General features: G+C 46.0%; 21 protein-coding genes. 10 read left to right on the forward strand and 11 right to left on the reverse strand.

From position 1 onward, the window contains the following. Positions 1-5: 5 nt before the first annotated feature. Complete coding sequence (locus QT984_RS13510; RefSeq protein ID WP_333054089.1) at positions 6-1,370, reverse strand: ATP-binding protein; 1,365 nt, start codon at positions 1,368-1,370, stop codon at positions 6-8. A 371-nt stretch (positions 1,371-1,741) separates the two neighbouring features. Between QT984_RS13510 and QT984_RS13515 the strand changes: the two genes are divergently transcribed. The 4 genes from QT984_RS13515 to ftsH4 all read left to right on the forward strand — a co-directional run bounded on the left by QT984_RS13515 (position 1,742) and on the right by ftsH4 (position 6,542). Further along, a complete protein-coding gene (locus QT984_RS13515) occupies positions 1,742-2,587 on the forward strand; it encodes a M48 family metallopeptidase (RefSeq protein WP_333053986.1) in 846 nt (281 codons plus the stop codon). Between the two features lie 130 nt (positions 2,588-2,717). Continuing rightward, a complete protein-coding gene (locus QT984_RS13520; protein WP_333053985.1) occupies positions 2,718-3,941 on the forward strand; it encodes a transposase in 1,224 nt (407 codons plus the stop codon). Then, positions 3,941-4,447 (forward strand): tryptophan-rich sensory protein, encoded by a 507-nt coding sequence (locus QT984_RS13525; protein WP_333374177.1) that lies wholly within the window; start codon positions 3,941-3,943, stop codon positions 4,445-4,447. Before QT984_RS13520 ends, QT984_RS13525 begins: the two co-directional genes overlap by 1 nt. 226 nt (positions 4,448-4,673) lie before the next feature. Next, positions 4,674-6,542, forward strand: a complete 1,869-nt coding sequence (ftsH4, locus tag QT984_RS13530; protein ID WP_333374179.1) for an ATP-dependent zinc metalloprotease FtsH4 — start codon at positions 4,674-4,676, stop codon at positions 6,540-6,542. A gap of 198 nt (positions 6,543-6,740) precedes the next feature. Here ftsH4 and QT984_RS13535 read toward each other — a convergent pair whose 3' ends face one another. Continuing rightward, positions 6,741-6,902, reverse strand: coding sequence for a hypothetical protein (locus QT984_RS13535; RefSeq protein WP_333271169.1), 162 nt, complete (start codon positions 6,900-6,902; stop codon positions 6,741-6,743). Positions 6,903-7,041: 139 nt separating this feature from the next. On the opposite strand from QT984_RS13535, the gene QT984_RS13540 reads away from it, so the two are divergent. Both QT984_RS13540 and QT984_RS13545 read left to right on the forward strand, forming a co-directional pair. Further along, the gene (locus tag QT984_RS13540; protein WP_333271172.1) at positions 7,042-9,708 is read left to right on the forward strand and encodes an NERD domain-containing protein; all 2,667 of its coding nucleotides are present in this window, start codon (positions 7,042-7,044) and stop codon (positions 9,706-9,708) included. A gap of 2 nt (positions 9,709-9,710) precedes the next feature. Next, complete coding sequence (locus QT984_RS13545) at positions 9,711-11,141, forward strand: DUF7017 domain-containing protein (RefSeq protein ID WP_333271175.1); 1,431 nt, start codon at positions 9,711-9,713, stop codon at positions 11,139-11,141. A gap of 163 nt (positions 11,142-11,304) precedes the next feature. Here QT984_RS13545 and QT984_RS13550 read toward each other — a convergent pair whose 3' ends face one another. Further along, positions 11,305-12,201: a M48 family metalloprotease gene (locus QT984_RS13550; RefSeq protein WP_333209402.1), complete on the reverse strand. Its 897-nt coding sequence runs from the start codon at positions 12,199-12,201 to the stop codon at positions 11,305-11,307. A gap of 314 nt (positions 12,202-12,515) precedes the next feature. On the opposite strand from QT984_RS13550, the gene vapB reads away from it, so the two are divergent. Next, the gene (vapB, locus tag QT984_RS13555; protein ID WP_333053971.1) at positions 12,516-12,737 is read left to right on the forward strand and encodes a type II toxin-antitoxin system VapB family antitoxin; all 222 of its coding nucleotides are present in this window, start codon (positions 12,516-12,518) and stop codon (positions 12,735-12,737) included. 1 nt (position 12,738) lies between these two features. After that, positions 12,739-13,119, forward strand: a complete 381-nt coding sequence (locus QT984_RS13560) for a type II toxin-antitoxin system VapC family toxin (RefSeq protein ID WP_333053969.1) — start codon at positions 12,739-12,741, stop codon at positions 13,117-13,119. A gap of 110 nt (positions 13,120-13,229) precedes the next feature. On the opposite strand, the gene QT984_RS13565 is transcribed toward QT984_RS13560, so the two are convergent. The 3 genes from QT984_RS13565 to hemE form a co-directional block, all read right to left on the reverse strand. Continuing rightward, positions 13,230-14,822, reverse strand: a complete 1,593-nt coding sequence (locus QT984_RS13565) for a B12-binding domain-containing radical SAM protein (RefSeq protein WP_333053968.1) — start codon at positions 14,820-14,822, stop codon at positions 13,230-13,232. Between the two features lie 820 nt (positions 14,823-15,642). Then, positions 15,643-16,608 carry an NAD(P)-dependent oxidoreductase gene (locus QT984_RS13570; RefSeq protein WP_333058418.1) on the reverse strand — a complete coding sequence of 322 codons (966 nt, stop codon included), beginning with the start codon at positions 16,606-16,608 and terminating at the stop codon, positions 15,643-15,645. Positions 16,609-17,215: 607 nt separating this feature from the next. After that, on the reverse strand, positions 17,216-18,280 hold the full coding sequence (gene hemE, locus QT984_RS13575) for a uroporphyrinogen decarboxylase (protein WP_333231933.1): 1,065 nt from the start codon (positions 18,278-18,280) through the stop codon (positions 17,216-17,218). A gap of 315 nt (positions 18,281-18,595) precedes the next feature. Here hemE and QT984_RS13580 point away from each other — a divergent pair, with 315 nt between their 5' ends. Continuing rightward, the gene (locus QT984_RS13580) at positions 18,596-19,099 is read left to right on the forward strand and encodes a YetF domain-containing protein (protein ID WP_333209400.1); all 504 of its coding nucleotides are present in this window, start codon (positions 18,596-18,598) and stop codon (positions 19,097-19,099) included. A 111-nt stretch (positions 19,100-19,210) separates the two neighbouring features. Here QT984_RS13580 and QT984_RS13585 read toward each other — a convergent pair whose 3' ends face one another. The 5 genes from QT984_RS13585 to QT984_RS13605 form a co-directional block, all read right to left on the reverse strand. Beyond that, complete coding sequence (locus tag QT984_RS13585) at positions 19,211-19,993, reverse strand: hypothetical protein (protein WP_333341223.1); 783 nt, start codon at positions 19,991-19,993, stop codon at positions 19,211-19,213. Positions 19,994-20,158: 165 nt separating this feature from the next. After that, positions 20,159-21,088, reverse strand: coding sequence for an LD-carboxypeptidase (locus QT984_RS13590; protein ID WP_333058410.1), 930 nt, complete (start codon positions 21,086-21,088; stop codon positions 20,159-20,161). A gap of 288 nt (positions 21,089-21,376) precedes the next feature. After that, positions 21,377-22,138, reverse strand: coding sequence for a type I methionyl aminopeptidase (gene map / locus QT984_RS13595; protein ID WP_190659689.1), 762 nt, complete (start codon positions 22,136-22,138; stop codon positions 21,377-21,379). A gap of 43 nt (positions 22,139-22,181) precedes the next feature. Continuing rightward, on the reverse strand, positions 22,182-23,258 hold the full coding sequence (locus QT984_RS13600) for a glycosyltransferase family 4 protein (protein WP_333231928.1): 1,077 nt from the start codon (positions 23,256-23,258) through the stop codon (positions 22,182-22,184). Positions 23,259-23,647: 389 nt separating this feature from the next. Then, positions 23,648-24,835: a HEAT repeat domain-containing protein gene (locus QT984_RS13605; RefSeq protein ID WP_333231926.1), complete on the reverse strand. Its 1,188-nt coding sequence runs from the start codon at positions 24,833-24,835 to the stop codon at positions 23,648-23,650. A gap of 233 nt (positions 24,836-25,068) precedes the next feature. On the opposite strand from QT984_RS13605, the gene QT984_RS13610 reads away from it, so the two are divergent. After that, a complete protein-coding gene (locus QT984_RS13610; protein WP_333209394.1) occupies positions 25,069-25,194 on the forward strand; it encodes a hypothetical protein in 126 nt (41 codons plus the stop codon). The last annotated feature ends 551 nt before the right edge of the window (positions 25,195-25,745 follow it).

The following is a 25,745-nucleotide window of genomic DNA, read 5'->3' on the forward strand; positions in this document are numbered from 1 at the left end:
AAGTTTTAGAGGTGGGATGCTTCTGATTTGTGGGCGGGGAGGGTGACGGTAACGGCTGTACCTCGATCGACTTGGCTGTCTATGCGGATTTGGCCCCGGTGATTTTCGACAATTGCTTTGGCGATTGCTAATCCTAAGCCGGAACCGGCGGCGCTGCGATGGGTGCGGGCGGGATCTGCGCGGTAGAATCGATCGAATAAATGTGGCAGGGCTTCTGGGGAAATTCCGATGCCGGTGTCTGTTACTTTTATTTGCAGGGCTGGATTTAAGATCGGCGAATTTCTTTTGTTTTTGGCTGCAAGTTGCAATTCTACTTCTATTTCTCCGCCAGAGGGTGTGTACTGCACGGCGTTGCTGACTATATTGGTAAAGAGTCGGGCTAGTTGATCCCAGTCGCCCAACAGTGTAAAGTTGTCCTCAGCGTTGGGCTGATCGACAATTTCCAAAGAAAGAGAGAGATTTTGGGTAGTGGCGATCGCCTGTTGTTCTTCAATTACCTCCATCAGCAAAGCATCGAGGGGAACTTCAATCCACTGCTGTTGCACGATACCGCTGTCTTGTCTGGCTAAAAACAGCAAATCGTCAACCAAGCGCCCCAAACGGCGGGTGAGGCGTTCGATAACTTGTAGCTGTTGGTGTTGCTGCGGTTCGATATCCGGTTCCGCCAAAGCTACTTGGACGTTAGTTTGAATAGTGGCGATCGGATTTCTGAGTTCGTGAGAAGCGTCGGCGGTAAACTGTTTGAGACGCCCGTAAGACTCTCGCACCGGTGCCATTGCCAATCCCGACAGCAGCCAGCCAATCGCCGCCACGCAAATTAGAGTTAAACTCGCGCCCAAAATCAAATCAAGAATTAATTGGCGGATGGGTTTTGTCACTTCAAACCAAGGATGACTGACTCGCAAATATCCCAGAACTTGCCTGCCGATTTGTACTCGCTGGGTTACTTGTCTGAGAGAATAGTTTTGAGCTGACTGCAACTCATTATTAATTATCCAAACTGTTTCGCCGGTGCGGTTAGCGTGAATGGGAATATTCAGCGGTTCCGATAATGTAGACCACAGCAATTCGCCCGTAGGACTGAACCATTCTAAATCTATGTGGTCGTCTTCTACTGCATCGGTGCTATCTCGAAAACTGGCTTGAATATTAACTTGCAATTTATTTTTATCTGTGGTATTAGGGATTTTGAGCGGTTCGATAACGAGAGTTCGCTCTATTACTTCGACAACATGATTGAGGGTGTCATCAATGCGATCGATCAAAGTAGTGCGGACGTAGAAATAGAAACCTGTGGCGAATACAAGTAATAATACGGCAGTAACGGCAGTGTACCAAATAGCGAGGCGGCGGCGAGTAGCTTGGAACATATTGCGAAGGAAGTTCGGCAACTGATTTTGTAGTGGATTCAAGAGATTTAACTCATATGTTGCACCATTCTCAATTAGCCTTTTCGGAACAGGCTTTCCGGCCTGTTCCACAAGAAAATCTATTCTTTGTGGAACAGGCCGGAAAGCCTGTTGCTGACAATGGTGCAACATCTCAGTTTAACCAATTTAATAACTATAACCTTCTTCCCTTCCTTCGTGTCCTTCGCGCCTTCGCGGTTCGTTAAAAAAAAGCCTTGTTCGCAAATTATCTCAAAAAACTCTAACAACTTTCCATTCTTGATACTTCAGACAGATGTCGAGAAAGCTGTCACCATAGTATTCTAATCGCGAAACTTTTTAGGTAAAAGCTTGTGAATAAATTTTTATTTCGAGCCGCGATCGGGCTGTTAATGGCATTTTTTGGGGCAATCACCTATTTTACAAACGACGTAGAAAATCCGGTAACAGGAGAGAGACAGCGGGTGCAGCTTTCTCCCCGCCAAGAGATAGTTTTGGGATTGCAGGCGCGAGATCAAATGGCCGCCAAGCACGGGGGGCTTTATCCCAGCCAAAGTATTCAGCAGTATCTCGATCGAGTAGGAGCACGAGTTATCAACGGTTCGGTGGCGAAACAAGCGGGTTATCCGTTTGAATTCCACCTGCTGCGAGACGCCCAAACTGTGAATGCTTTTGCTTTACCGGGGGGACAAGTTTTCATTACTGCGGGGCTGCTGGGGCGGCTGAATTCGGAGGCTCAGTTGGCCGCTATACTCGGGCACGAAGCCGGTCACGTTGTCGCCCGCCACGGTGCGGAACACTTGGCAAAACAGCAGTTGGGCAGGGCTTTGGTAACGGCGGTTGGGGTGGCTACTAGCGACGATCGCGGGGGCGGGCAGCAGGCAGCATTAATTGCTCAAGCTGTCAATCAAGTTGTCGGTTTGCGGTACGGTAGATCGGATGAACTTGAGAGCGATCGGCTCGGTTTTCGGTTTATGACTGAAGCTGGTTACGATCCTAGAGGTATTGTTGAGGTGATGCAAATCCTCGGTGCCGCTAGGAAGGGCGAAGCGCCGCCGGAGTTTTTGAGTTCTCACCCCAACCCTGAAAACCGAGTGCAAAAATTGCAAGCTTTAATCGCGCAAAATTACCCTAACGGCGTTCCAGCTAATTTGGAGTCTGGACGCGATGAGTTTGCTAAAAATGTGTCGGGCGGTTAGCAATAATTGCATCGGGCTTTACCGAAATTAATGGGTCTAAAGCCCCGTCCTTCTAGGACGGCTTTTTATTTTATTGTATTTTATTTTCTCTGAGTCCCCCATGAGAACATTTTGACTATACAATAATAGTATGAAGACTCTGAAGTTCAAACTATACAATCATAAGCGAAATAAATACCTCAAGCGAACCATCAATGCTGCCGGGGTAATTTATAACCATTGTATAGCACTCCATAAACGGTACTACCGGATGTGGGCTAAGCATTTGAACTGCGCCAAACTTCAGGCTCATATTGCCAAACTGCGGAAGCGCAATCCGTTCTGGCAGTTGGTTGGAGCTCAAGCTGTGCAGGATATCTGCCAGCGCATTGAGAAAGCCTACCAGTTGTTTTTCAAACATCATCAAAAAGGAGTGAGGGCGCCGGGATTCAAGAAAGTAAAGAAATATAAGTCTTTCACCTTAAAACAGGCTGGATACAAGTTTTTAGGTGGCAATCGGCTCAAGATTGGGCAGAAAGTGTATCAATATTGGAAATCGAGAGAAATTGAGGGAACAGTCAAAACTTTAACCATTAAACGCACGACATTAGGTGAGTTGTTTATGGTTGTGGTTGTTGATAGCGTTTCGGAGTCAGAAAGCAAATTCGAGACGAGTAGAATCGCTGGATTTGACTTTGGTTTAAAAACGTTCCTCACCGTCTCGGATGCTGCCAAAATCGAATCGCCTCAATTCCTCAAACAGTCGCTTAATGCCATCCAGAAAGCGAGTCGCCAGCACTCTCATAAACAGAAAGGTTCAGCCAATCGGGAACGCGCTAGAAAGCATCTTGTTCGCCAGCATGAGGATGTGGTGAATCGGCGCTCTGACTGGTTCTGGAAGCTGGCACATAAACTAACAGATCAGTTTGACGTGCTGTGCTTTGAGACGTTGAACCTGAAGGGAATGCAACGCCTCTGGGGACGGAAAATTTTAGATTTAGCATTTGGGGAATTCCTGCAAATTCTGGGATGGGTGGCGACGAAGAAAGGTAAACAAATCATTTTTATCGACCGTTGGTATCCATCGAGCAAGACTTGCTTTCATTGCAGTCATGTTCTGGAAAAACTAGATTTATCAGTGAGAGAATGGCGTTGTCCGTCCTGCCAATTACTAAATGGGCGGGATGAAAATGCCGCCAAAAATATTTGTGCGGTTGGGGCATCAACCGCTAAGTTAGGCGATGTCAGACGGGCGAGAGCCTGCAATTGCTGTTTGACCTTAGAATCCCCGTGCCTGATGGCCGGGGAGTATGTCAAAAAAGTTATTACTAAAGGCGGATCTAAGTTCGGCTTTAAGTTGGCACGATCGACTTAATGAGCGATCGAGCAATTGGAAAGTTGAAAACCATGATTGAATCTTGGATGATTATCGGGGGCGTGACTTTCTCAGTCGCCTTCGGAACTCTGTTTTTTAAACTCCGCGATATTAATTGGGCCGTCAAACTTGAAAGACCGGATTGGATGTTTTTTGAGCCTGCTATTCCGTTAATTTGGACGGTGATTTTTGCTTGCGGGGCCGGCAGCGCTACTTTCGTGTGGGAACAGGAGCCAGGGAGCCTTAAAACTTTGCTGCTGATGGCTTTGTACTTGCTTTTAGAAATTGTCACAGTTGCTTATATTCCTGCTACTCTCAGAGCCAAAAGTCTGAAAGTAGGGACAATTTTGGGAGGGGCTGGCGAGATTTTAGGGGCTGTATTGACGTTGGCTGTTTTGCCGATTTCTCAAACCGCGGCTTTGTTACTTTTGCCTTACGTGATTTGGGGTGCGATCGGCACTTATACCACTTGGGAAATGATTCAATTAAACCCAGAATCTGCATAAATAGTCGGTGTTATTCGGCGCACCCTACATACTATAACCCTCGGCTCTTGCTTCGTGTCATTAGGGTCTTCGCGGTTCGTTAAAAAAAGCATTGTTAATAATAGCAAATCCGTGCTAGCGGGTTAACCCACCCGATCGAGTGAGGAAATCCGCTTAACCGTGTGTGGGTAATTGATGAGAGAATAAATGAATAAAACAGCTTTAAATCAAAGGATGACAGTTATCAATGGCCATTAAAGACCAGCCCCAACCACCTCGTTTTCGACAAATTAGCAATGTCTTGTTATTGCTCTCAAGTTTGTTTCTGCTGGCAAACATCTTTTTACCCAATTTGTTCGGCCCCCAAATTCCACAAGTGCCTTACAGCTTGTTCGTCCATCAAGTACAAGAACAAGATGTAGTCAGAGCTTCGGTAGGTCAAAATGAAATTCGCTACCAACTCAAAGGCGAAGGTGATAAACCCGGTCAAGTGCTGTCAACTACGCCGATTTTTGACCTGGAATTGCCTAAACTTTTACAAGAAAAAGGCGTTGAATTTGCGGCAACTCCCCCTTCCAAAAATGGCTGGATCGGCAGTGTTTTAAGCTGGGTAGTTCCGCCGCTGATTTTTGTGGCGATTTTTCAATTTTTCATGAACAGACAGGGCGGTGGGCCACAGGGTGCGCTGTCGCTGGGCAAAAGCAAAGCTAAGGTCTATGTAGAAGGCGAATCGGCGAAAATTACTTTTGCTGATGTGGCTGGAGTAGAAGAGGCTAAAACTGAATTAGTCGAAGTTGTTGAATTCCTGAAAACTCCCGACAGATTTACGGCAATTGGTGCGAGAATTCCCAAAGGCGTGCTGTTAGTCGGGCCTCCGGGAACTGGCAAAACGCTGTTAGCAAAAGCAGTAGCTGGTGAAGCTGGCGTGCCGTTTTTTAGCATCTCGGGTTCGGAGTTTGTGGAACTGTTTGTAGGTGTTGGTTCTGCCAGAGTTAGAGATTTATTTGAGCAGGCTAAGAAACAGGCTCCTTGTATTATTTTCATTGATGAATTGGACGCGATCGGCAAATCTCGTAGCAGTAACGCTAGCTTCGGTGGGAATGATGAACGCGAACAAACTCTCAATCAATTGTTAACTGAAATGGATGGTTTTGCGGCGGGCAATACTACGGTAATTGTGCTGGCTGCAACTAACCGCCCGGAAAGTTTGGATGCTGCTTTGTTACGCCCTGGCCGTTTCGATCGCCAAGTTTTAGTCGATCGCCCCGATTTATCTGGCCGCGAAGAAATTTTGAACATTCACTCTCAAAAAGTGAAGTTGGGCCCGGATATTGACTTGAAGGCCGTCGCCGCTCGCACCCCCGGTTTTTCGGGCGCAGATTTGGCAAATTTGGTCAATGAAGCTGCTTTGTTGGCGGCCCGCAACAAACGACTAACTGTAGCGCAGGAAGACTTTTTTGAGGCGTTTGAGCGCGTTGTGGCCGGCTTGGAAAAGAAAAGCCGGGTGCTCAATGAAAAAGAGAAAAAGATTGTGGCTTACCACGAAGTCGGGCACGCGATGGTGGGTGCTGCGATGACGGGCGGCGGCGAAGTGTCAAAAATCTCGATCGTCCCGCGCGGTATGGCTGCTTTGGGTTACACGTTGCAGGTACCGACTGAAGACCGTTTCTTGTTAGATGAATCGGAGTTGCGCGGTCAAATTGCGACTTTGTTGGGCGGGCGATCGGCTGAGGAAGTCGTGTTTGGTAGCATTACTACTGGCGCTTCAAATGACTTGCAAAGGGCGACTGATTTAGCTGAACGGATGGTGACAACTTACGGGATGAGTAAGGTTTTGGGGCCTCTTGCTTACGATCGAGGTCAACAATCAATGTTCCTCAATGACGGTATGGGAAATGCCCGCCGTGCGGTGAGTGCTCAAACTGCTGAGGCGATCGACCAAGAAGTGAAGGAAATTGTCGAAACTGCACATCAGCAAGCTTTGGATATTCTGAAAGCAAATCGGGAATTGTTGGAAACAATTACGCAGAAACTGTTGGAAACTGAGGTGGTGGAAGGTGACGCACTTCGCGAATTCCTCCGTCAAGTGCGGCCTTTAGATAAGGTGGCGGCTTGAGTTTAATAGGGTTTAATCGGACTTACCCATGAGAGTCCAGAAACCGGGTTTTTATTGAGAAGACGCGCTGTAGGCGACAAATTCGGAAAAAACCCGGTTTCTTTATTCGGAGTGCGTCCAGGACTGTTTAATTAAACCGGACAAACGCAGATGAGTCCAAATCATCTGCGTTTTTTAGTGTCCGGGTGAGTTCAGCCGTTAGCCAGTATCAACGGACACTACACCCGGTGAGATAACTTTTATGCCGATCGACTTGCGGCCGTCATGACAATCAGAATGCCAAATTGGCTTCGCACCATAGGTTTGCGCCTCCCGCACGCGCCGGGATTCAGGCTGTTTTGACAGCAGCCAACAATCCATGCTACTTTGTCGTATAGGCTACACACAAACTGATTCTGCTACTGGATCACTGAGAAAAACTGTTTCTCCCTGAAAACTATTGCTCACGGTGCTCAACCTGTGAGAAGATTCGGCTAATAAAATTAAACGCGATCGAGCTATGACTGTTCGGGTATATAGAACGCACGCTTACGAGACAACCCATGAGAACCGTATATTCGATGGCTTGCTAAACGAATTGGAACGGGCGTGGGGTGATTCGGATGATTTGATAATTCTGTTAGGAAACTTCTACTGTGAAGGAAGCGAAATTGATGCAGCAATTCTGAAAAGAAACAGTATTACTGTCATCGACTTCAAAGACTACGGGGGAAATATTACTTTTTCAGAAAATGGGCCGTGGCTGGCTGGTGACGTGGAGGTAAAAGGGGGAAGCAAGCCAAATCCATTTATTCAAGTCAGAGATAACAAATTTGCGCTACTCAACAGTTTAAAAAGAATTAGATTCCCGTCAGATAGAAAACCAAATTTAGGATATATATCTGGGTTAGTGCTTTTTCACAAACCCATTACCTTTGACGAAAGACAGCTATCGCCTAATATTGAAAGGTGGTTTCATGTTGTTGACTTCGCCGGTACAATACAGCGGTTATCTCAAATCACTAGCCGAGAAATCAATTTTTCTAAGCAAGATTTAGCAGACATTGTTCAACATTTTTCTATTGCTGATTATATTCCTCCAGGATTGGGTACTAAAGCAATTCCTGACTCTTTATCAGCAGTTGATACTGCTAAAGTTGAGTTACCTAAGTCTCTTGAATTTGTAGTTAATCGCGTTGAGCAATTTTTAGCTTCCTCAAAGAAGGTTTTAATCGTGACTGGGATGATGGGAACAGGTTTGCATCTTCTGCAAAAAGCGATTTCAGATACATCTAGAGCCTTAAAGCGAAATTGCTCGGTGCTTGCGCCTAACAGTAAGATTGCATCTGTTTATCCAGTTGAATCAAAGAGTATTTACTCGCATCTCTTCACAAAAAATTACAAAGTAGAGAAGGATCAGCTTGTCTATGGATTGGACAAAAATCAGGATACAGAGCAAGAAGTTTACATTGTCGGTGATGCCCACTTGATATCGGATTCACAGTTTGAAAATGATGTTTTTCGTTACGGTAGCGGACAACTGCTTACAGATTTCTTGGAATATACCGAAATTGATAAAACTCAAAGACAGGTGATTTTTCTGGGCGATCCGTTTCAGCTAACAAGAGGTAAAGTGGAGGAATCGGCCCTGTGTTACGAGCGCTTGGAGGCTGCGATAGGCGGTGAGATCGATCGCATCAATCTTGATTTTATACTTCCAGGACAAGAGCAAAATTTGTTTGTCAAAAATTGTCAACAAATCGCTCAAAGTATACATTGTGGCAGATTTAATCAGCTCGCAGCGATCGCCGATGACTCGAATTGCATCCAAATAGTCGATCGCTCAAATGAAGAAGAGGTATCGAGAACCGTATTCCAGGAAGATTACCGATCCACCAAGTTTATAGTTTTCAGCAACGAATCGGTTAACCGCATCAACAATCAGGTTAGACAAGAGTTTTTGGGTCTAGGTAAACAGATTGTTGCAGGTGATATTGTACATATCCACAACAGCCCTGTCGCAGTAGATAGACAACAGCCCGATCCAACTTATATATCAAATAACTCTTTTGCTGAAGTCATAGAAGTTTATCCCAATATTTCACCTTTAATCCAACCTTTGAAAGGGCGCGAACAGCCACTTAAGATAAATTTTCTGCGTCTTCGAGTACGGCTACTTGAGAGCAGTAAAGAGGTTCAATTTTACTGCTTTAGTGATTATTTGTATGCAGAAAAGCCAGAATTTGACAAGGACACACTTGTAGCTCTGCGGGTTTCAGCAGAAAGCAGATTTAGACAACAGCAGAAACAGGTAATAGAATCAGACGAATCGGATAACTCTAGCGAATTAGCAAAGTTTCTACGCAGCGATCCGTATTTAAACGCAGCCCATCTGAGGTTTGGCTACGCGCTGACTCTACATCGCGCCCAGGGACAGCGGTTTAAGACTGCGATCGCAAATATGGATACCGGCCAGGGACAAACAAATGCCGCTTATTTTCGATGGGTTTATACCTTGTTTTCTGTCTCCCAAAATCAACTTTTTCTCTTAAATTTTCCCTCAATTACACCATTTTTTAAAACAACTTGGAAGAACAGTCAAAGCAAGCTCGATTCAGTGGTATTTAAGGATTTAATTGCATTTGATCCGGATTCAGCAGCAGGGAATGCAAATATTTCGGCTTTCCCTATCCACGAAAAACCTTTGAAAAATCTTTACTTACATATCGCGGCAATTCTGAGATTCCATCAAATCCAGGTAATTTCATACAAGCATAATAGTTATCAGGAAGTTTACGAGTTTGCCTCGGAAGAGGGTCGATGTTCCTGCTGTCTTCGCTTGCATTACAATGGGCAATTTGAGGTCACGCGAATTGAAACTGTAAAATCTGAGCCGATTGAATTTGCCGCTTTAGTGCGCGATGTTATTACATCAAAAGTGCGATTAGGAAATGAATTTCAGCAAACAGTTCAAGCTATCATAAAAGCAAAACTAGACTCACACAAAATAGCCATCTGGGGAATTGAACACCACTACTACCATCAATTTTACTATCTCAAATCAGAACATGACACTCTCAAACTGAAAGTTGTCTACGATGGAGATGCTTTTGTGACGCAAGTTGTGCCGCTCGGCTACACAAATTTACAAATCTCAGAATTAGTTCGCCTCGCACTGGAATTATAAAAATGTCAAATTTAACGGAAGAAATCAAAAATTTGAGAAAAGCTGGACGCATAGATGAAGCTTATTCGAGAGGGCACGAACTGCTAAAACAACATCCAAATGACAAATTCCTGGCTAGCAGTTTAGGTTGGGTTCTCTATGACAAAGTAAAAAAACTAATAGATACGGCTAATCAATCTCAATCCATAGATTCAGAGACATCTGTCAGCCAACTCAGGGAAATATTGGCAGAATATTACAAACTCAAGCTGACTCGACCAGATTTGCTGTTTAGTCGTTTGCTATCCCAAATTGTTCGATTAAAAAAGGAAATCAAGTTTTTACCCAAGTTCGTAAAATGGGCGGGTATTGACAGTTTTGGATCGGAAGATTTTCAGGTTTCTACTGCTAATGACGGTAAAGTTTACGAGTCATTGGTTGAGAAAACAGCAAGGGAAGTGGGGAAGATTGCTTGTGAATTGACTGTTCAAGATTACCCGGATGTACAAGAATTACAAAATTTTGCCGTTAAATTGATCGATGTTGCACTCGATCGCGCCAAAGTTCAAAAACCGGAATGGCTGAATTATCGCAAGGCTTTATTGCTAAATCGTTTGGGGCGAGCGCCAGAAGCTCAAAAACTTTTGGTTTCCTTTGTCAAGCAGAAGCGTAGCGATTACTGGGCGTGGCACGCATTAGCTAAAGTCGTGGAAACTTCCGATTCTCAACTAGCGTTAGCACTTTGTGCAAAAGCGTGTTTAACTTGCAGGGATGAAAATTTTGGTGTTAGCGTTTTTGAGGATCTCAGCCGACTCGCAGCAAATAGAGGCCAAGGGGAAGTGGCTAAATGGGCTGCCTATCGAGCTTTTGCTGTTCGTAACAATAACGGATGGAAAATCCCCCAATCGCTTCGCAATCTCTTGACGGCTAGTTGGTACGATCGTGCAGGAAATCTCTCTAACCCGGAGGAAGTGTTAGAAAATATAGCTGCTAGTGCCGAAAAGGTGATTTGGCAAAGTTGCCCGCGATTCCATGCTAATTACCTCGGCACCTTTGCAGCAAAAACTGGCAAGATTATGCTCAAATTTGGATTGCATTCTCATAGTGGATCTGAAGAAGTTGTTACTCCCGATCAGGGAATGCTGAAGAATTTAAATCTGCCAATGGGCGCGCCAGTGACGCTGACTGTTGATAAAAACGGCGAGCGGCTAACGGTGCTTGCGGTGGAGAAACGCGAATCGGGCAAACTCTTTGATAGTATGTCTTGTAAAACTGGTCGTTTTCGCTTGCATCAAAGTGGTTTTGGGTTTGTAGAAAATGTGTATGTTCCTCATGAATTAGCTGGTCAGTTGCAAAACGAGCAAACAGTTAATGTTGCTGTTGTCAAAAGGTTTGATAAAAAGAAAAACACATGGGGTTTGACAGCCAGCGCCATACTTAGGAATGAGAATTAAATAACTTCCACAAGTTTGTGGGACGGGCGGGACGCCCATCCCACAATAACAATTAAAATTGTAAGTTATTTAATTCGCGATCCTTAATTAGTTACAAACATACAAAAACCCGGCTGCTTCAAAACACCGGGTTTCTCCATATTCTTGCTGCATTTTCGATCGATCAAACTCCGTTTATGTAAGCCATAACTGGAGTACCTTGCTGCTGCTGCGCGATTTCCAAAAGGCGCTGAATGCGCTCCTCTGTCGGCGGGTGAGTTCGGAAAAGTGACTGCAAACCTTTAGTCGAAAAAGGATTCACAATCAGCAGCGGCGACATCGCAGGATTGCCGTGCATCGGAATTTCATGACCCATTTTCTCCAATTTTTGCAGGGCGTTTGCTAAGCCGATCGGGTTATTGGTAATTTCCACCGCACCGCTGTCGGCTGCAAATTCCCTCGTCCGAGAAATCGCCATTTGAATTAGGGTTGCTGATAGCGGTGCTAAAATGATTAAAAACAGCAAACCAAACGGATTCGGGCCTTGTCTGCTATCCCGCGTTACCGGGCCGTAAAGCGCTCCAAAAGTCAGAATTCGCCCGACAAATGTAATTGCACCCGCAATTGTTCCTGCAACTGCTTGAGTCAAAGTGTCGCGGTTGCGGATGTGCGTCAATTCGTGCGCTATAACGCCTTCCAATTCGTCGCGGGAAAGCAAATTCATGATGCCTTCAGTAACTGCTATTGTGGCGTGTTCCGGGTCTCTTCCTGTGGCGAATGCGTTGGGAGATTGAGTGGGAACTACAAAGATTTTCGGTACTGGAATTTGGGCTTTTTTACTCAGCGATGCTACCATATCGTAGATTTCTGGTGCTTCGCTGCGGGCGATGGGGCGAGCGCGGTAAGCCATTAACGCGGCCGTGTCGGAATAGTACCAAGAGCTAAAACTTGAGAAGGCGGCTAGCGCTAAACCGATGTAAAGTCCTTGCTCGTTGCCGATTAAATAATAACTTCCTAAAACGAGAAGGCCGCTTAGGAGTCCTAAGAGAGCGGCTGTTCTGAGTTGATTTGTTCCTAACATGGCGGGTTGAGGGCGATCGCTATTTTGATATTTTTGAGCTTGTAATTAGATTTTCATATTTGCGGGCGATCGCGCCTCTATCTGCCGAAATAACTGCTACCGCCAATAGTAGTATTTTACCTGTTCAGTGAGAGACTGGGAATACCTCGGGATGCTCTCTCAGGCTGCTCTCAAGAGGCGACACAGCCGCAGGATATGACATTTCCAGGCTCTGCTTGGAAACAAGATTAAACGAGATAACCATTCTAAATACCCTTTGACTGCAATTACGGTATAATTAGTGAATATGACATAGTAAAAATTCCACATAAATCATGACTATCGATATAGAGATTTTTCAAACTGTTGTCAAGATGCCAGAATCTCTCAAACAAGAGATATTGCATTATGCAAAATATTTACTTGAAAAACACGCAAAAACTGAATCATCTCAACAACAACTTGAACAACCTCATGGTTATGGTAGTTGGGTCGGTCAGATCGTTATGTCTGATGATTTCGATGAACCGCTGGAAGATTTAAAGGAATATATGTAACATGAACTCCCTTTTAGATACTCATGCCTTTCTGTGGTATTTGCTTGGCGAGTCCAATCTAGGTAGTAAGGCAAAAGAAGCGATCGATACTAAAACAGGTTTGTATTTTAGTATTGCCAGCCTTTGGGAAATCTCTATTAAAATCAATGTCGGTAAGCTTCAACTGAATCGGCCATTTGAAGACCTGCCGAAGGAATTGCAATACATTAACGCTCAAATTCTACCAATTACATTTGAAGACACTGAGATTTACGCAGGTCTTCCTCTGCATCATCGAGATCCCTTCGATCGCATTCTGGTAGGACAGACGATGAATCATTCGCTGGTTTTGATTAGTCGTGATGAGGCTTTTGATGCTTATCCAATTCAGCGGGTGTGGTGATGAAGAAGGCAAAAATTTTATCAGTAAGCCCAGATAACAAAAGAGAATAGCCAGATACCCGACTTGTTTAAGAAGTCGGGTATCTGGCTATTAGGTAGAATTCTCGAACCCTAAACCGCTTGCACTTGCTTTTCCTCAACAGCAACAGGTTCTTGATATACAGTTTGAGACTCCGACGCCAAAAACTCAGCCAATTGAGCTTCAATTTCATCCCGCACAATCTGGCGGTATTCGAGGAAATGCTCGTTGTGAGCACATACGGTTAAATAGTGATCCCAAACAGCAGGATTGCGCTTGAGAATGCTGAACAAATGATGCCAGAACTTCCACCGAGTTTTGCGCTTGACTCCCTGCCGCCAAACCACAGTTAACAGTGCTCGCAAATCGATCCAACTGGGAACTCTTGCAGGTATCTTTGCTGTGGGTGCACCTAACATTAAGAAATGGCGATAAGTCCGGTCTAAATATTTCTCAGCATCGTACACTTCGCAGAATGCCTCGACATATTCGCGGGCAATATCTTCGAGAGGCCGCGTGGGAATGAAGTTCATCAAGGTAGTCTGGTTGAGGTTGCCAGATTTGTCGCGCAACCGCCCTTCTTTTGCTAGTCTGTGGGACAATGCAGTGTGCGGCAAAGCTTGCAGCATTCCAAAGGTTGTGCTAGGAATGGCTGCTGCTTCGGCAAACTTGACAATCCGCTGACCGGCACCGGGTTTTTCGCCGTCAAATCCGATGATAAATCCGGCCATTACTCGCAAACCGGATTTGGCAATTAACTCTACGGATTCGATCAGGGAATTGCGGGTATTTTGGAATTTTTTCGTCATTTGCAGGCTTTCTTCGTCGGGAGTTTCAATCCCTAAAAACACTGCATTGAAATTGCAAGCAACCATCATGTCCATCAATTCTTGATCTTGGGCTAAATCGATGGATGCTTCTGTGTTGAAAGTAAAGGGAAATTTGTGTTCTTCTTGCCAGACTTTTAAGTCTTTTAGCAACAGTTTGACGCTGCGTTTGTTGCCGATAAAGTTGTCGTCTACCATGAACACGCCGCGCCGCCAGCCCAAGTTGTAGAGATAGTCTAATTCTGCTATCAATTGTTGGGGGTTTTTCGTGCGAGGTTTGCGGCCGTAGAGGACGATGATATCGCAGAATTCGCACTGGAAAGGGCAGCCTCTGGAAAATTGAATCGACATGGAATCGTAGGCGTCTAATTCCAGCAAGTCGAAGCGGGGGACTGGGGTTGTGGTAACATCGGGTTTTACGCCGTCCGATCGATAAATTCCGCTTTTTTCGCCCCGCCCGATTGCTTCGACGAACATCGGCAAGGTGATTTCGCCTTCGTCGAGAATCAGGTAATCTATGCCCGCTGCTTGAGGTTCTTCGGGTACAGAGGTGGGGTAAGGGCCGCCGCAAGCTACGGATTTACCGCGCCGTTTTGCTTCGCGAATGATGTCTAGCAAATCTTCTTTTTGGACAATCATTGCGGAGAGAATAACGAGCTCTGCCCATTCCCATTCTGCTTCGGTGATTTGTCTGATATTGCGATCGACTAACTTAAATTCCCATTCTTGGGGTAAAATAGCTGCTACTGTTACCAAACCCAGCGGTGGCAGCAGCACTTTACGATCGACTAATTCTAGGATTTTCTCGTAAGACCAAAATGTTTTCGGAAACAGCGGGTAAACTAAAAGAACTCGCATTATATGTTAAACCTCACCAAAAAACTGGGTCTGAAGCCCCGTCCTTATAGGACGGCTTTACATTGAATTAAATCCCCTTTCGGGGTCGGAGAGGGAATTTTATGCAACCTCTCCGATTTTTGGGGAATGGTTGCCCCAAACTCCCATTTCTGAAAGTTAGCTTCGACAAAGTTATAAAGGCTTGCGCCGGCTAGCAGCACTGTCGAGCGTGACCTTAAGACTGTTTAACCACTAGCGACAGAGCAAGGGACTAGCTTCGCATCAAGCGGGTGTCGTGACCTAAATAACGTAGCTATTTAAAGCTTAGTCTGGTCAGAATGGCCTGTTAGATTTCTCTTTCAAGCCTCACGCCTTTAGGCTGAGGTTTCTGACATCAGTAAACAACTTGCGATCGGGCTGGCGTGTTTGAGAGTTCGATCGACTCTCAAGACTTAATGTTAAGGCTAAAATTACGATCTTGCACTCGATCGAATATCTGGCGAGGGGTGACACCCCCTAAGACAAACAAATTGAGCGCAATTTTTAGCTTGCAGTTCCCTGTTAAAGTGTGCAAATGCTGATATCTTATCGTATTTGACCCTTAATTGACGATAATCGCATTTAAAAAGCATGGGACTAAGGCAAAAAAGAAATTGAAACAGTAGACTTCAATAGCATAAAGAATTAGGGATGGGCTAGAAGCCCATCCCACAAATTGTTTTTTGTGGGATGGGATTTGAGAAGCGCCAAAATAATTAGGGACGGGCTAGAAGCCCATCCCACAATCTTTCTTGTGGGATGGGCTTCTAGCCCGTCCGATTATTGGTGCGGAGTGTACGGACTACTTTTTATTTTTATCGGGAATCCCGCTAGTTTTTAACATATCAGCAACTGTGCCGCAGTAACTCGGCATTCCTATGGTTTCGGGATTCACAAGATTTTGATAGGTAAAATGGCGGTAGCTGATGCAAAATCTATCCCAAGCAGCCACTTGAATTCGGAACAGCCAAATAAAGAAATCGGCCAGCCAAGGTGACAGAGTTATCCGAAAAAATATCTTTTTATTCAAATACTCGCAAGCTTGTTCTACCACTTCGTTAGCTGTAATCGCCGGATTTCCTAGCACAAAATGTCGCGGTTCATCGGAAGCCGGCGGATGTTCAACTAAATAATTAACTACTTTAGCAATATCTGCGCCGTGGATGAAGTGAAAACTGCCATCTGCCTTAAACCAGCGAATCAAACCAATCCATTTTGCGACAAGTGGCAGGCCAGATGACAAGTGAGAGACTGGTTTTTCGGCGTCTCCTCCCAATACTAATGTCGGGTAAAGTGCCGTAATCGGAGGCACATTTGTCAAGGCTGACAAATGCACCATGCAGTTGTATTTTGAGCTAATATAATCTGTCCCCAGTTCCCCGGCTTCTTTAAGCAAATTGTTGTCTCTACCGAGAATGCTGGCCGTTGAAAAATAAATTACTTGTTGGCAAGTCTGTGGCGAAAGTAGTTGAATTAGCTGGAGAGTTTTCGTTACGTTAACGTCAAACACTTCTTGAGTTCCTCCCCAAGCAGTGGCAGCTAAAATTGCTACATTAATTGTTTGCAAAAGTTCGGCGTGTTGCTCGATATCTCGCATATCGCCTTGTATGATATTGATGCCGGGGCGGGCTTTCCAGTCAAATTTTAATTTTTCGGGGTTGCGAACTAAGAGGTAAAGTTCGTGGTTTGTTTCTTGAATCAAAGTTTCGGCCATGTAGTGACCGATACAGCCACTTGCACCCGTTATGAAAATTTTTTTGGCGTTCATTTTGCAGAAGGGGAAGGGGGGGACGGCAAGGGGGAGAATAGGGCTGTTTCATTCTCCTGCAATCCGCCAGGGGTTGAAACCCCTGGCGTCGGGCAAAAGTCGGTTGAAACTGAGATGTTGCGCCATTCTCAATTACTTGTTTAGGAACAGGCTTTTCGGCCTGTTCCACAAAGAGTGAATTTTCTTGTGGAACAGGCCGAAAAGCCTGTTCTTGAGAAGGGTGCAAGATGTGAGTTGAAACCGACTGAAGAGTACCATTGTTAATAAAGGGCTTTTTTGTGGCTGGGGGCGGGTTTATTTAACCTGTCTGCACTCTTTAAAGCTATTGGTGAACCCGCCCCTACGGGATGTTTTATTGGCAAGGGTGCTCTTCGGTGAGTTAAAACCGATATCTTGCACCATTCTCAATTAGCCGTAGGGGCGGGTTCGCCAACAGTTTTAAAGCTTGCAAATAGGTTCTATAAACCCGCCCGACCCCACGAAAAATCCTCTTATTGATATTGCTGCAATATCTCAGTTAAAACCGACTGAAATATTAATCTTTAGTCCTCATAGCGAGGACTTTAGCTATGAGACAGGGGTTTCAACCCCTGTCGGATTGTCGGACTCAAGCAGCAACTGCAAGCAATTTGTCGGCTTGTTTTGCCGTTTCAAAGAAGAAACGCACGTTGTCTTCGGGAGTACCCGGTAATACACCGTGTCCCAAGTTGAGGATGTGTCCGCGCGGGCCGGCTTTGCGAATTGTATCAAGAATTCGATCGCGAATAAACGCTTGAGAACCAAACAACACGCCCGGATCGAGATTTCCCTGAACGTTCATATTCGGGCCCAAACGTCGGCGCGCGTCGGCCATGTCAACCGTCCAATCGACGCTGATGATATCCGCGCCGGATGTTGTCATGCGTTCGAGGAGGCCGGCGCTACCGGTGACTAACAGAATTAGCGGGGTGTCAGGATGGGTTTTTTTGACTTGCTCGAATACTTGTTTCTGGTAAGGTAGAGCGAAGGTGTCGTAGTCCTGCGGGGAGAGTTGGCCGGCCCAGGAGTCGAACATTTGCACGACTTGCGCGCCGCAGTCGATTTGATAGCGCACGTAAACGGCGATCGCATCTGCAAATTTCGACAGCAACTGATGCAGTAAAGTTGGATCGGAAAATGCCATGTTTTTGATGACGGCATAATCCTTAGAACCTTTGCCCTCAACCGCATAGGCCGCCAGCGTCCACGGCGCGCCCACAAAACCGAGCACGGTGGATTTGTTGCCGACTTCTTCGCGCAGGGATTTCAGGATAGTTTTGATAAACGGCAAACTTTCTTCCGGGTTCAGCGGTTGCAGGTTGTCGATTTGCTGCTGAGTGCGGATGGGTGAGTGGATAATCGGGCCTTTACCTTCGGCGATGTCCATGTCGATGCCCAAACCGGGCATGGGGGTGACAATATCGGAAAACAGAATTACGCCGTCGGGTTGAAACGCGCGCCACGGCTGAAGGGAAACTTCGATCGCCACTTCGGGAATTTCGGAACGTTCGCGAAACGAGGGATACTTTTCTCGCAAATCTCGATAAGCCTTCATGTAGCGGCCGGCTTGGCGCATCATCCACACAGGCGGGCGGTCTAGGGTTTCGCCACGGGCTGCCCGCAACAACAAGGGAACTTCATTTAATGCCGACATTTTAACTTTTCTCTACCTTAGATATTTCAATGCCTTTGGTAGCTTACCACTGTGCGATCGTCCTTTTTGACAAAAAATTCATCTGTCAGCGGGGAGGGAGATGAGGAAAGTGGCTGAGTTCGATAGCAACCTTCTGGCACGGTCAAGGAATTCTTAATAGGTGAAACTCTTGCTAATAGGGAATTTTCACATCCACCCTTTTGCTACAATGACCATGCAAACTAACAGAATCCGCGACCGCGACCTCAAGCAGACGAAGCCTCTAGCACTGGTGCAGCGGCAAAGCGCAGAAAATCACAACCGCGAAATAAAAATATGTTTTTTGACAATTGGTTTGAAATAATTCGGATTTTGACGCTCGGCGTTTCCGCTTACGCCGCGCTGATTTTTTTGCTGCTAGTTTCCGGCAAGCGAACTCTGTCGAAGTGGAATGCCTTCGATTTCATCGTTACCATCGCCCTCGGTTCGACGCTGGCGACTGTCATCATGTCAAAAGACGTTTCCTTCGTCGAGGGCGTTTTCGCCCTCGGCTTACTCATCGGGCTGCAATTCATCGTCACGTGGCTTGCGGTGCGGGTAAAGTGGGTAAAAAATCTCATCAAAGCCGAACCTACTATGCTGCTCAGCCAAGGCCAATTTCTGCCTGTGGCGATGCGGCAGCAGCGCGTGGGTGAATCGGAAATTCGGGCGGCGATTCGGGGGACGGGCTGCGCGTCGATCGAAGAAATCGAAGCAGTCGTGCTGGAAACCGACGGCAGCATGAGCGTTATCAAAAAATCTCCGAACAATTCGCGATCGGCTCTCAAAGATGTAGCTTAGTCGATCGTTAAATCTGTAGAGACTCATCTTATATGGTGCGTCGCTGCTCCATTTTCAAGCTTAATAGTAGATTTTACTGGGCGACGCACCCTACGGTTAATTAAATCGAAACTATCTCGTCACGCACACTCCGCCCACAACTACCCGACATTGATCTGGGCTCGCATCGAATCTACTATCATTCCGCCTCGCCGAATCTAAATTTCTAGTCCGCGAATTGTAGTAATAATCTCCCGCCGGAAACCTTCTATTCGGGACAGCGCAGTAAGTTGAATCTTGATTACCCTCGTCAAACCTTACTCTCACCATAGAACGTCTCTCGCGACAATCAACAGACCGCAAGCCAAAATCATCTTCCAGAAGCTGTGATCTGTCATATTGACCGTCATATCGATCGTCATCTCGCCTCGTGTACCAATCGTCCCGCGAATTGCGAGATCGTCTGTCGCCCCCATCAATTCCCGCAACTTCCAGCGTGTAGTTACCGCCCCTGGCAGCATCTTTTGCTAACACTAACAGTTTGTAATCGCCACTACGGGGAATTTGATAATTAAAAGAACGGTCTTGCGTAAAAGCGACTTGTTTGTTGTTCCCGTAAAATAGCACCATGACGGGAGTAAAACCGCGGCTTCTATCTGTATCTAAAAACACTTCAATGTTGTCGCCTTCCCTGGCGCTGAATGTGTATTCTTGGCCGCGCAATTCTTCCGTTGGAGAACCCGGAACCCACATATTCCGAAAACGGTAAATCGGGGAAGTGCGGCGAATTACTCCGGCAACGCGATCGTTATTCCGTATCTGTTCGCCAACAGCACTAGACGAAATGCTCGTAAGTGCCAATCCTGTAACTAGGAATGCGGCAGCAATACTGTTTAACAAGTTGTGTGCTTTCATATCAACCTCTGGAAAATTTAAAATTTTTTTTGCTTTCTTGGCGCAGACATTTGCATACACAATCCATTTTAAATGTAATTTCTGCCAACCGTGTCAACCTCACCTAACGGGAATATTTAGCGGGTGCAAAATCTCATGTTAAAGTTATAGACGTTGAGCCCTAATCTAAAGTTGCGATCGATCGCCACAAATCAGCAATCCCGATTCAGCGTCGAGACTCGCCATAATTCCCATCGGTAAAGCAGCGTTAACTCCCTCGTGCCCGAAAGGCAAATCCGAGACAATCGGAATATTCAAGTCCCCCAGCCGATCGCGCAAAACCTCTTCAATGCTAAAACTGGGAATACTCGGCTCAATCTCGCAGCGGCTGAAGCGTCCCAAAGCAATGCCCCGCACCCCAGTGAAAGCCCCCGCCATCCGCCACAAAGTCAACATTCGATCGACCCTGTAAGGAGCCTCGGAAACATCCTCAAATGCGAGAATAACCCCCGTCAAATCCGGTTGATACGGGGTTCCGAGCAAGTGAGAAGCCACCGTCAGATTCGCCGGAAACAGCGGCCCCGTGGCTTGTCCGCTGCCCCATCCTTTACCTTGCAAAGATTGTAAGGGACGACCTTCGATGCAGTCAAAAAGTCGATCGACAGACCAATCCGGTTCATCCGCCAAAGTTGTCAGCATCGGGCCGTGAACGCCCCAAATCCCCAATTTGTCGTGATTCCACAGCAAAGCAGTAATATCTGAAAAGCCGATTAACCATTTCGGCGAATGGGAATCGGGAGTTGGAAATTGGGAATTTTCCGCCTTTCCCACATTTCCTTTTTCCAAAAGTCGAGTGCTGCCGAAACCACCTCGAACACAGAGAATACCGCGACAATCCGGGTCATTGAGGGCATCTGCTAGCTGTCGGACGCGGTTTTCGTCGGAACCTGCCAAATAGCCCCAGCGATCGTCAAAACCCGGTGTTAATTCAATTCGATAGCCGCGAGATTTCCAAATTTCTACACCCTTTTCAAAGTTGGTTGATTCTCGCAAAGTGCCACTAGGGGCAATTACTTTGAGCAAATCTCCTGGTTGCAGAAATTTTATGTCAGTCATTTGTTATTAGTTATTAGTTATTAGTTATATCGTGTTTTGTGAATTAACGGTAATTCTGTAGGGGCGGGTTTTACCAACCATCAACTATTAAAACAAACCATCTCCAAAACCCGCCCCAAACCCAGGGACTATCGACATCAACCTTACCCACATTTACATATTTCGTTGGGTGGGGCGGGTTTTCGAGATTGTCTGTTTCATGCGGAAATTTTCTGTGAACCCGCCCCTACGGGATAGGGTTAATTATTGATTTAGGAGTGAGTTTTTCAGATTTTTTGTGAATGATTGCTAAGGTAAAGTTAGAATTTCCACCCCAGAATCAGTAACAGCCAGAGTGTGTTCAAATTGAGCTGAAAGCTTTCCATCCTTGGTGATAGATGTCCAACCATCGGCGAGAATTTCCACTTCCCAAGTACCCTCATTAATCATCGGCTCGATCGTAAAAACCATGCCTTGTCTGAGCTTTTTTCCCGTGCCTCGCTTGCCATAGTGCAGAATTTCCGGTTCCGTGTGAAAGACTCGGTGAATCCCGTGCCCCGCAAAATTTCGCACTACCGAAAAACCCTGTGCTTCAGCATATTCTTGAATCGCTGCACCGATGTCGCCGGTACGAGCACCCGGTTTGACTTCGGCAATTCCTCTTCTTAAACATTCCTCGGTTACTTCAACTAATTTTTTCGCTACCGGTGAAGGTTTACCGACAAAAAAAGTTTTGGAAGTATCGCCATGATAACCATCAACTAAAGGGGTTACATCAATATTAATAATGTCACCTTCTTTAAGAATTTGTTTCGCATTGGGGATGCCGTGACAGACTACTTCATTGACGCTTGCACACAGAGATTTGGGAAATCCTTTATAGCCTAGGGGAGCGCTTTTTGCTCCGTGTGCCAAAGTCCAGCGTTCGGCTTCGTCGTTAATTTCTAAAGTGCTGACACCCGGTTTTACCATCGGTTCGAGATGCAGCAGAAGTTCGGCCGCTAAACGGCCGGCTTGGCGCATTTTTTCGATTTCTCTACTGGATAAAAGCACTAAACGTTCGGTTGCCATAGTTTTTTTCTGTTTTCTTTTTTGTGGTCAATTAAGAGTTTATTTAACTCAATTTGAGAATAGATTTGAACCAGTGTTCGCAACGATCGCCCAAAGCTGCTAAAGAATATTCTACCTCTGCTTGTCGCCGGCAAGCGCTGCGGTCAATTTTGTCTAAACGGGCGATCGCACCTACCAAGCCATTTACGCTATCAGGCTGCACTAAAAAGCCCGTCAGTCCGTCTCTAACAATTTCCGCCGGCCCCCCGCGCTCGTAAGCAATCACGGGTACACCGCACGCTAAAGCCTCGATCGCGACATTTCCGAAAGCTTCCACCCAACGTGGTGTCATCAACAATGCTTGGCACTGACGGGTTTGCTCTTGCATTTGGGTTGTTGTCAAAAACCCTAAATATTCTACCGGAGCATCCGGGTAATTTGCACAAATTTTTTGCCAATAATCCTCATCTTGCATTTTGCCCATAATTTTCAGGGGAATGCCTGTAATTTTCGCTGCTGCTACTGCATCTTCTAAGCCTTTTTCCGGGGCGATGCGGCCTAGCCAAGCTAATTTAGACTGGGATTTGTTGCAAAATTGGTACAGCGATAAATCAATGCCGCTTCCCAACAACTGACATTCCTCGGCAAAGGTGAATGTTTTGGCTTGAGAAGCGGTGTGAACTCCGATCGTACCAGGAAACTGGGCGGCGGTTTGTTCGGCAATGCGATCGAGGGCTGCAGAAAGGGATCCCATGCTGATCAAATGTGCGATCGGAGTCCTAAAAAATGGTGTCAAATAAAACGGCAGCCAATCGTAGGCAAAATTAACAATGACATCCCATTCATCCTGAACTTGGCGAGCATATTCCCACATATTCGCCAGCACCGAGTCCGCGGGCATCACAATAGGAGCATGGTAATCTTGTGTTTGGGCGGTTACTTGCAACTCACCCGTTATTTCGATTACAGAAATTGATTCTAAGACTGAACCTATCGGCGCTACAACTCCTATTTTATGACCCCGACTCTGCAATTCTTTAGCTAGGTTAAGGACTGTAAGTTCGACTCCGCCGCCCAACCCCGAACCGAGTTGACCGACAGAAGTTGACAGAAACAATAGTTTTAAAGTGTTATTAGTCATTAGTTATTAGTCATTAGTTATTAGTCATTAGTCATATCATGTCCGGTCGATTATCCTGATTCCAGTAGGGGCGGGTTCACCAATAATATTTGCCAAAAACTGACAATCTCACAAACCCGCCCCGACCTATGTATTGTGGGCGATCGATCGGACATGATATCAGTAGTCATTAAGCTGTTCGGCATTTAAAGGGCTTGCGTAAGGTGCGTCAGCATCTAAGGTTTTCCGTTTCTGCGTAAGGGTTCGCGAATGACGCACCTTACTAGCCTCGTTACTGGTTTAAATGCTCCACAGCTTAGTCAGCCGTCACTAATTCTAACATAATCTAAATTATAAATTCTCCCATCTCAAATCTCTATTTTCAAATTATTTAAAAATTGCTACATTTATTAATCCATCCCAGAACGCGGACGGAGGCGGTTTAACTGATTGATTGCCCAGCGAGCAGTTTCCTGAACTTCTGGATCTGGATCGTCCGTCGCACGGTGCAACAAGTAACTGATTTGATTCACCAATTCGTAAATCCGCGTCAAGTCGCGAATTGCATTTTTACGCACTTCGGGATTTTCATTTTGCAGCGAGATTGACCACGCATTATTCATGGGTTTGAGCGTGCGAATGCCAATTTCCGAGAGACTTGCCAAAATTAAACTGTACTGCTTGGAGTCGGAATTTGCTAGCAAATCGAGCAACGGCTCAACTGCTCTGGAATCTCCCCGCTGACCTAGTTCCCAAATTGCTTTGCATCTCTTTGCCGGATTTAGCTGCTGCAAATCTTCAATCAGTGCTTCAATAATATCAACTTGAGGTCTACGATCCGTTTCGGGAAGGGTAATATTTTTCTTCTTCGCTAGGGAATCGGTTTGATTAGTTGTTTCGGGAATGTTGAAACCTGTGTTGCTGTATCCGTTGCTGTGAGTTTCCAAGGGCGAGGTGTCGGAATTAATTCGATCGCCCTCGACGGCTGCATCATCGGGTTCTGGTTGCCGGGATTCCATGATAAAAGGTTGAGCGCTGCTCTCAATACTGTGGCTTTTTGGCAAACCAAAAGGGTAGGGCAAGGCTGACAGCGATTGTCCCCCAGAAGAAGTCTCTTGTGGCCTAATTTGGTGCGAGTTTGTAGGAGAATCGGGATTAGTGAATGGAGAGTTTTTTGGGTTGTGGCGCTCAAATCTTCCCCGTCTTCGCTTAGGATAATTTGACTCGTCACTGCTAACTAATTTGAGCATGATAAATACTGCCGCTGCCGTGACGACAACTGCTGCCAAACCCAACATTAAGAACCCCCGCTGACGAGACAAAATGACGAGCAAATTGGATACCGATTTCGGGATCTTAGAATTAGATTTGGACGTTTTTGACGGCTGAGATTTGCTTTTATCGGGCGCTGGAGACGGTTTTAGAGGCTTGGAATTCTGGCGATCGTCCGGGGGAGAGTTCGCCTGAGCAATTTCTTGGGAAACAGCACGCGCAGAGGCATTGAGTACCTGTTGCCCTCCGTCGGCACTTGGACTGAACGCAACGCCCAGACAGGCAATGCAGGTGAACAAACATACAGAGGAGCGGTAATGCGCCATAAGACTCAATCCGGGTTTTGAGAGGCAACGCCGCATGACGAGCTTTAGTTTAACCGTGAGTTAGCTCGATCCTAGCTGCTATGGGCTTAACTAACTCACAAATAGCACCAGACTAGCGAAAAACCCTGGTTTGAGAGGGCACCGAGCCAGATATTTCTTATAAGCACAATTGTGTCATTGACGTGCAACTCCTTTAAATAATTAGTTTAATTAGTTTAAAACGAACAACTACATTGGCGGCCGCGACTTTAGCAGCGGCATCCCGAAAGTTGATTGCAGCTAATCTCACCTACGTGCAGTGTGCAGTGCAGGCCGCGCAGCCCAGCACTGCGGGGGCGTTAGCAGACGATTGTGGCTAGCCGTCGATTTCTCACCAATAGCGTGGCATGACCAAAAGTTTAACAAGCTTCCGAGCCTGCAGGTCGATCGTTTTTGTGTGAATTTGGGCGGAAGTGGGACAGGGGCATTGGCACTGCAAACGTGAAACAGGGTTTTTTCGTTAATTCTTCGCTGCTAAACCGCATATTTTCCGTACATTCCAGGACGCACTCTCGATCGAAGAAACCGGGTTTTTTTACGAAAAATGCTGTAACAAAGAGAGCGCTGATTTGACAGATGTTAATTTGCAGCGGGCAATTATGGCGGATAGAAGTGTTTGGGCGATCGACTAAGATAACCGTTAGGAAATATTGTATTTAGCTAGCAATCGCCAAAAATCATACTATCTTGTAAAAGTAGGGTCGGATTTAGTTAGGATTTATAGTGAGAGCGAGTAGACCCTTTCACGCAGGCGTCCTCTGTCAACGTTCTGTTTATTTGTACCCAATTAGGAGCGCGAATTAAATAACTTACAATTTTAATTGTTATTGTGGGATGGGCGTCCCGCCCGTCCTTTTTGGACGGGCGGGAC

It is taken from the genome of Microcoleus sp. Z1_B2 (assembly GCF_036700325.1).
Taxonomy (GTDB): Bacteria; Cyanobacteriota; Cyanobacteriia; order Cyanobacteriales; family Microcoleaceae; genus Microcoleus.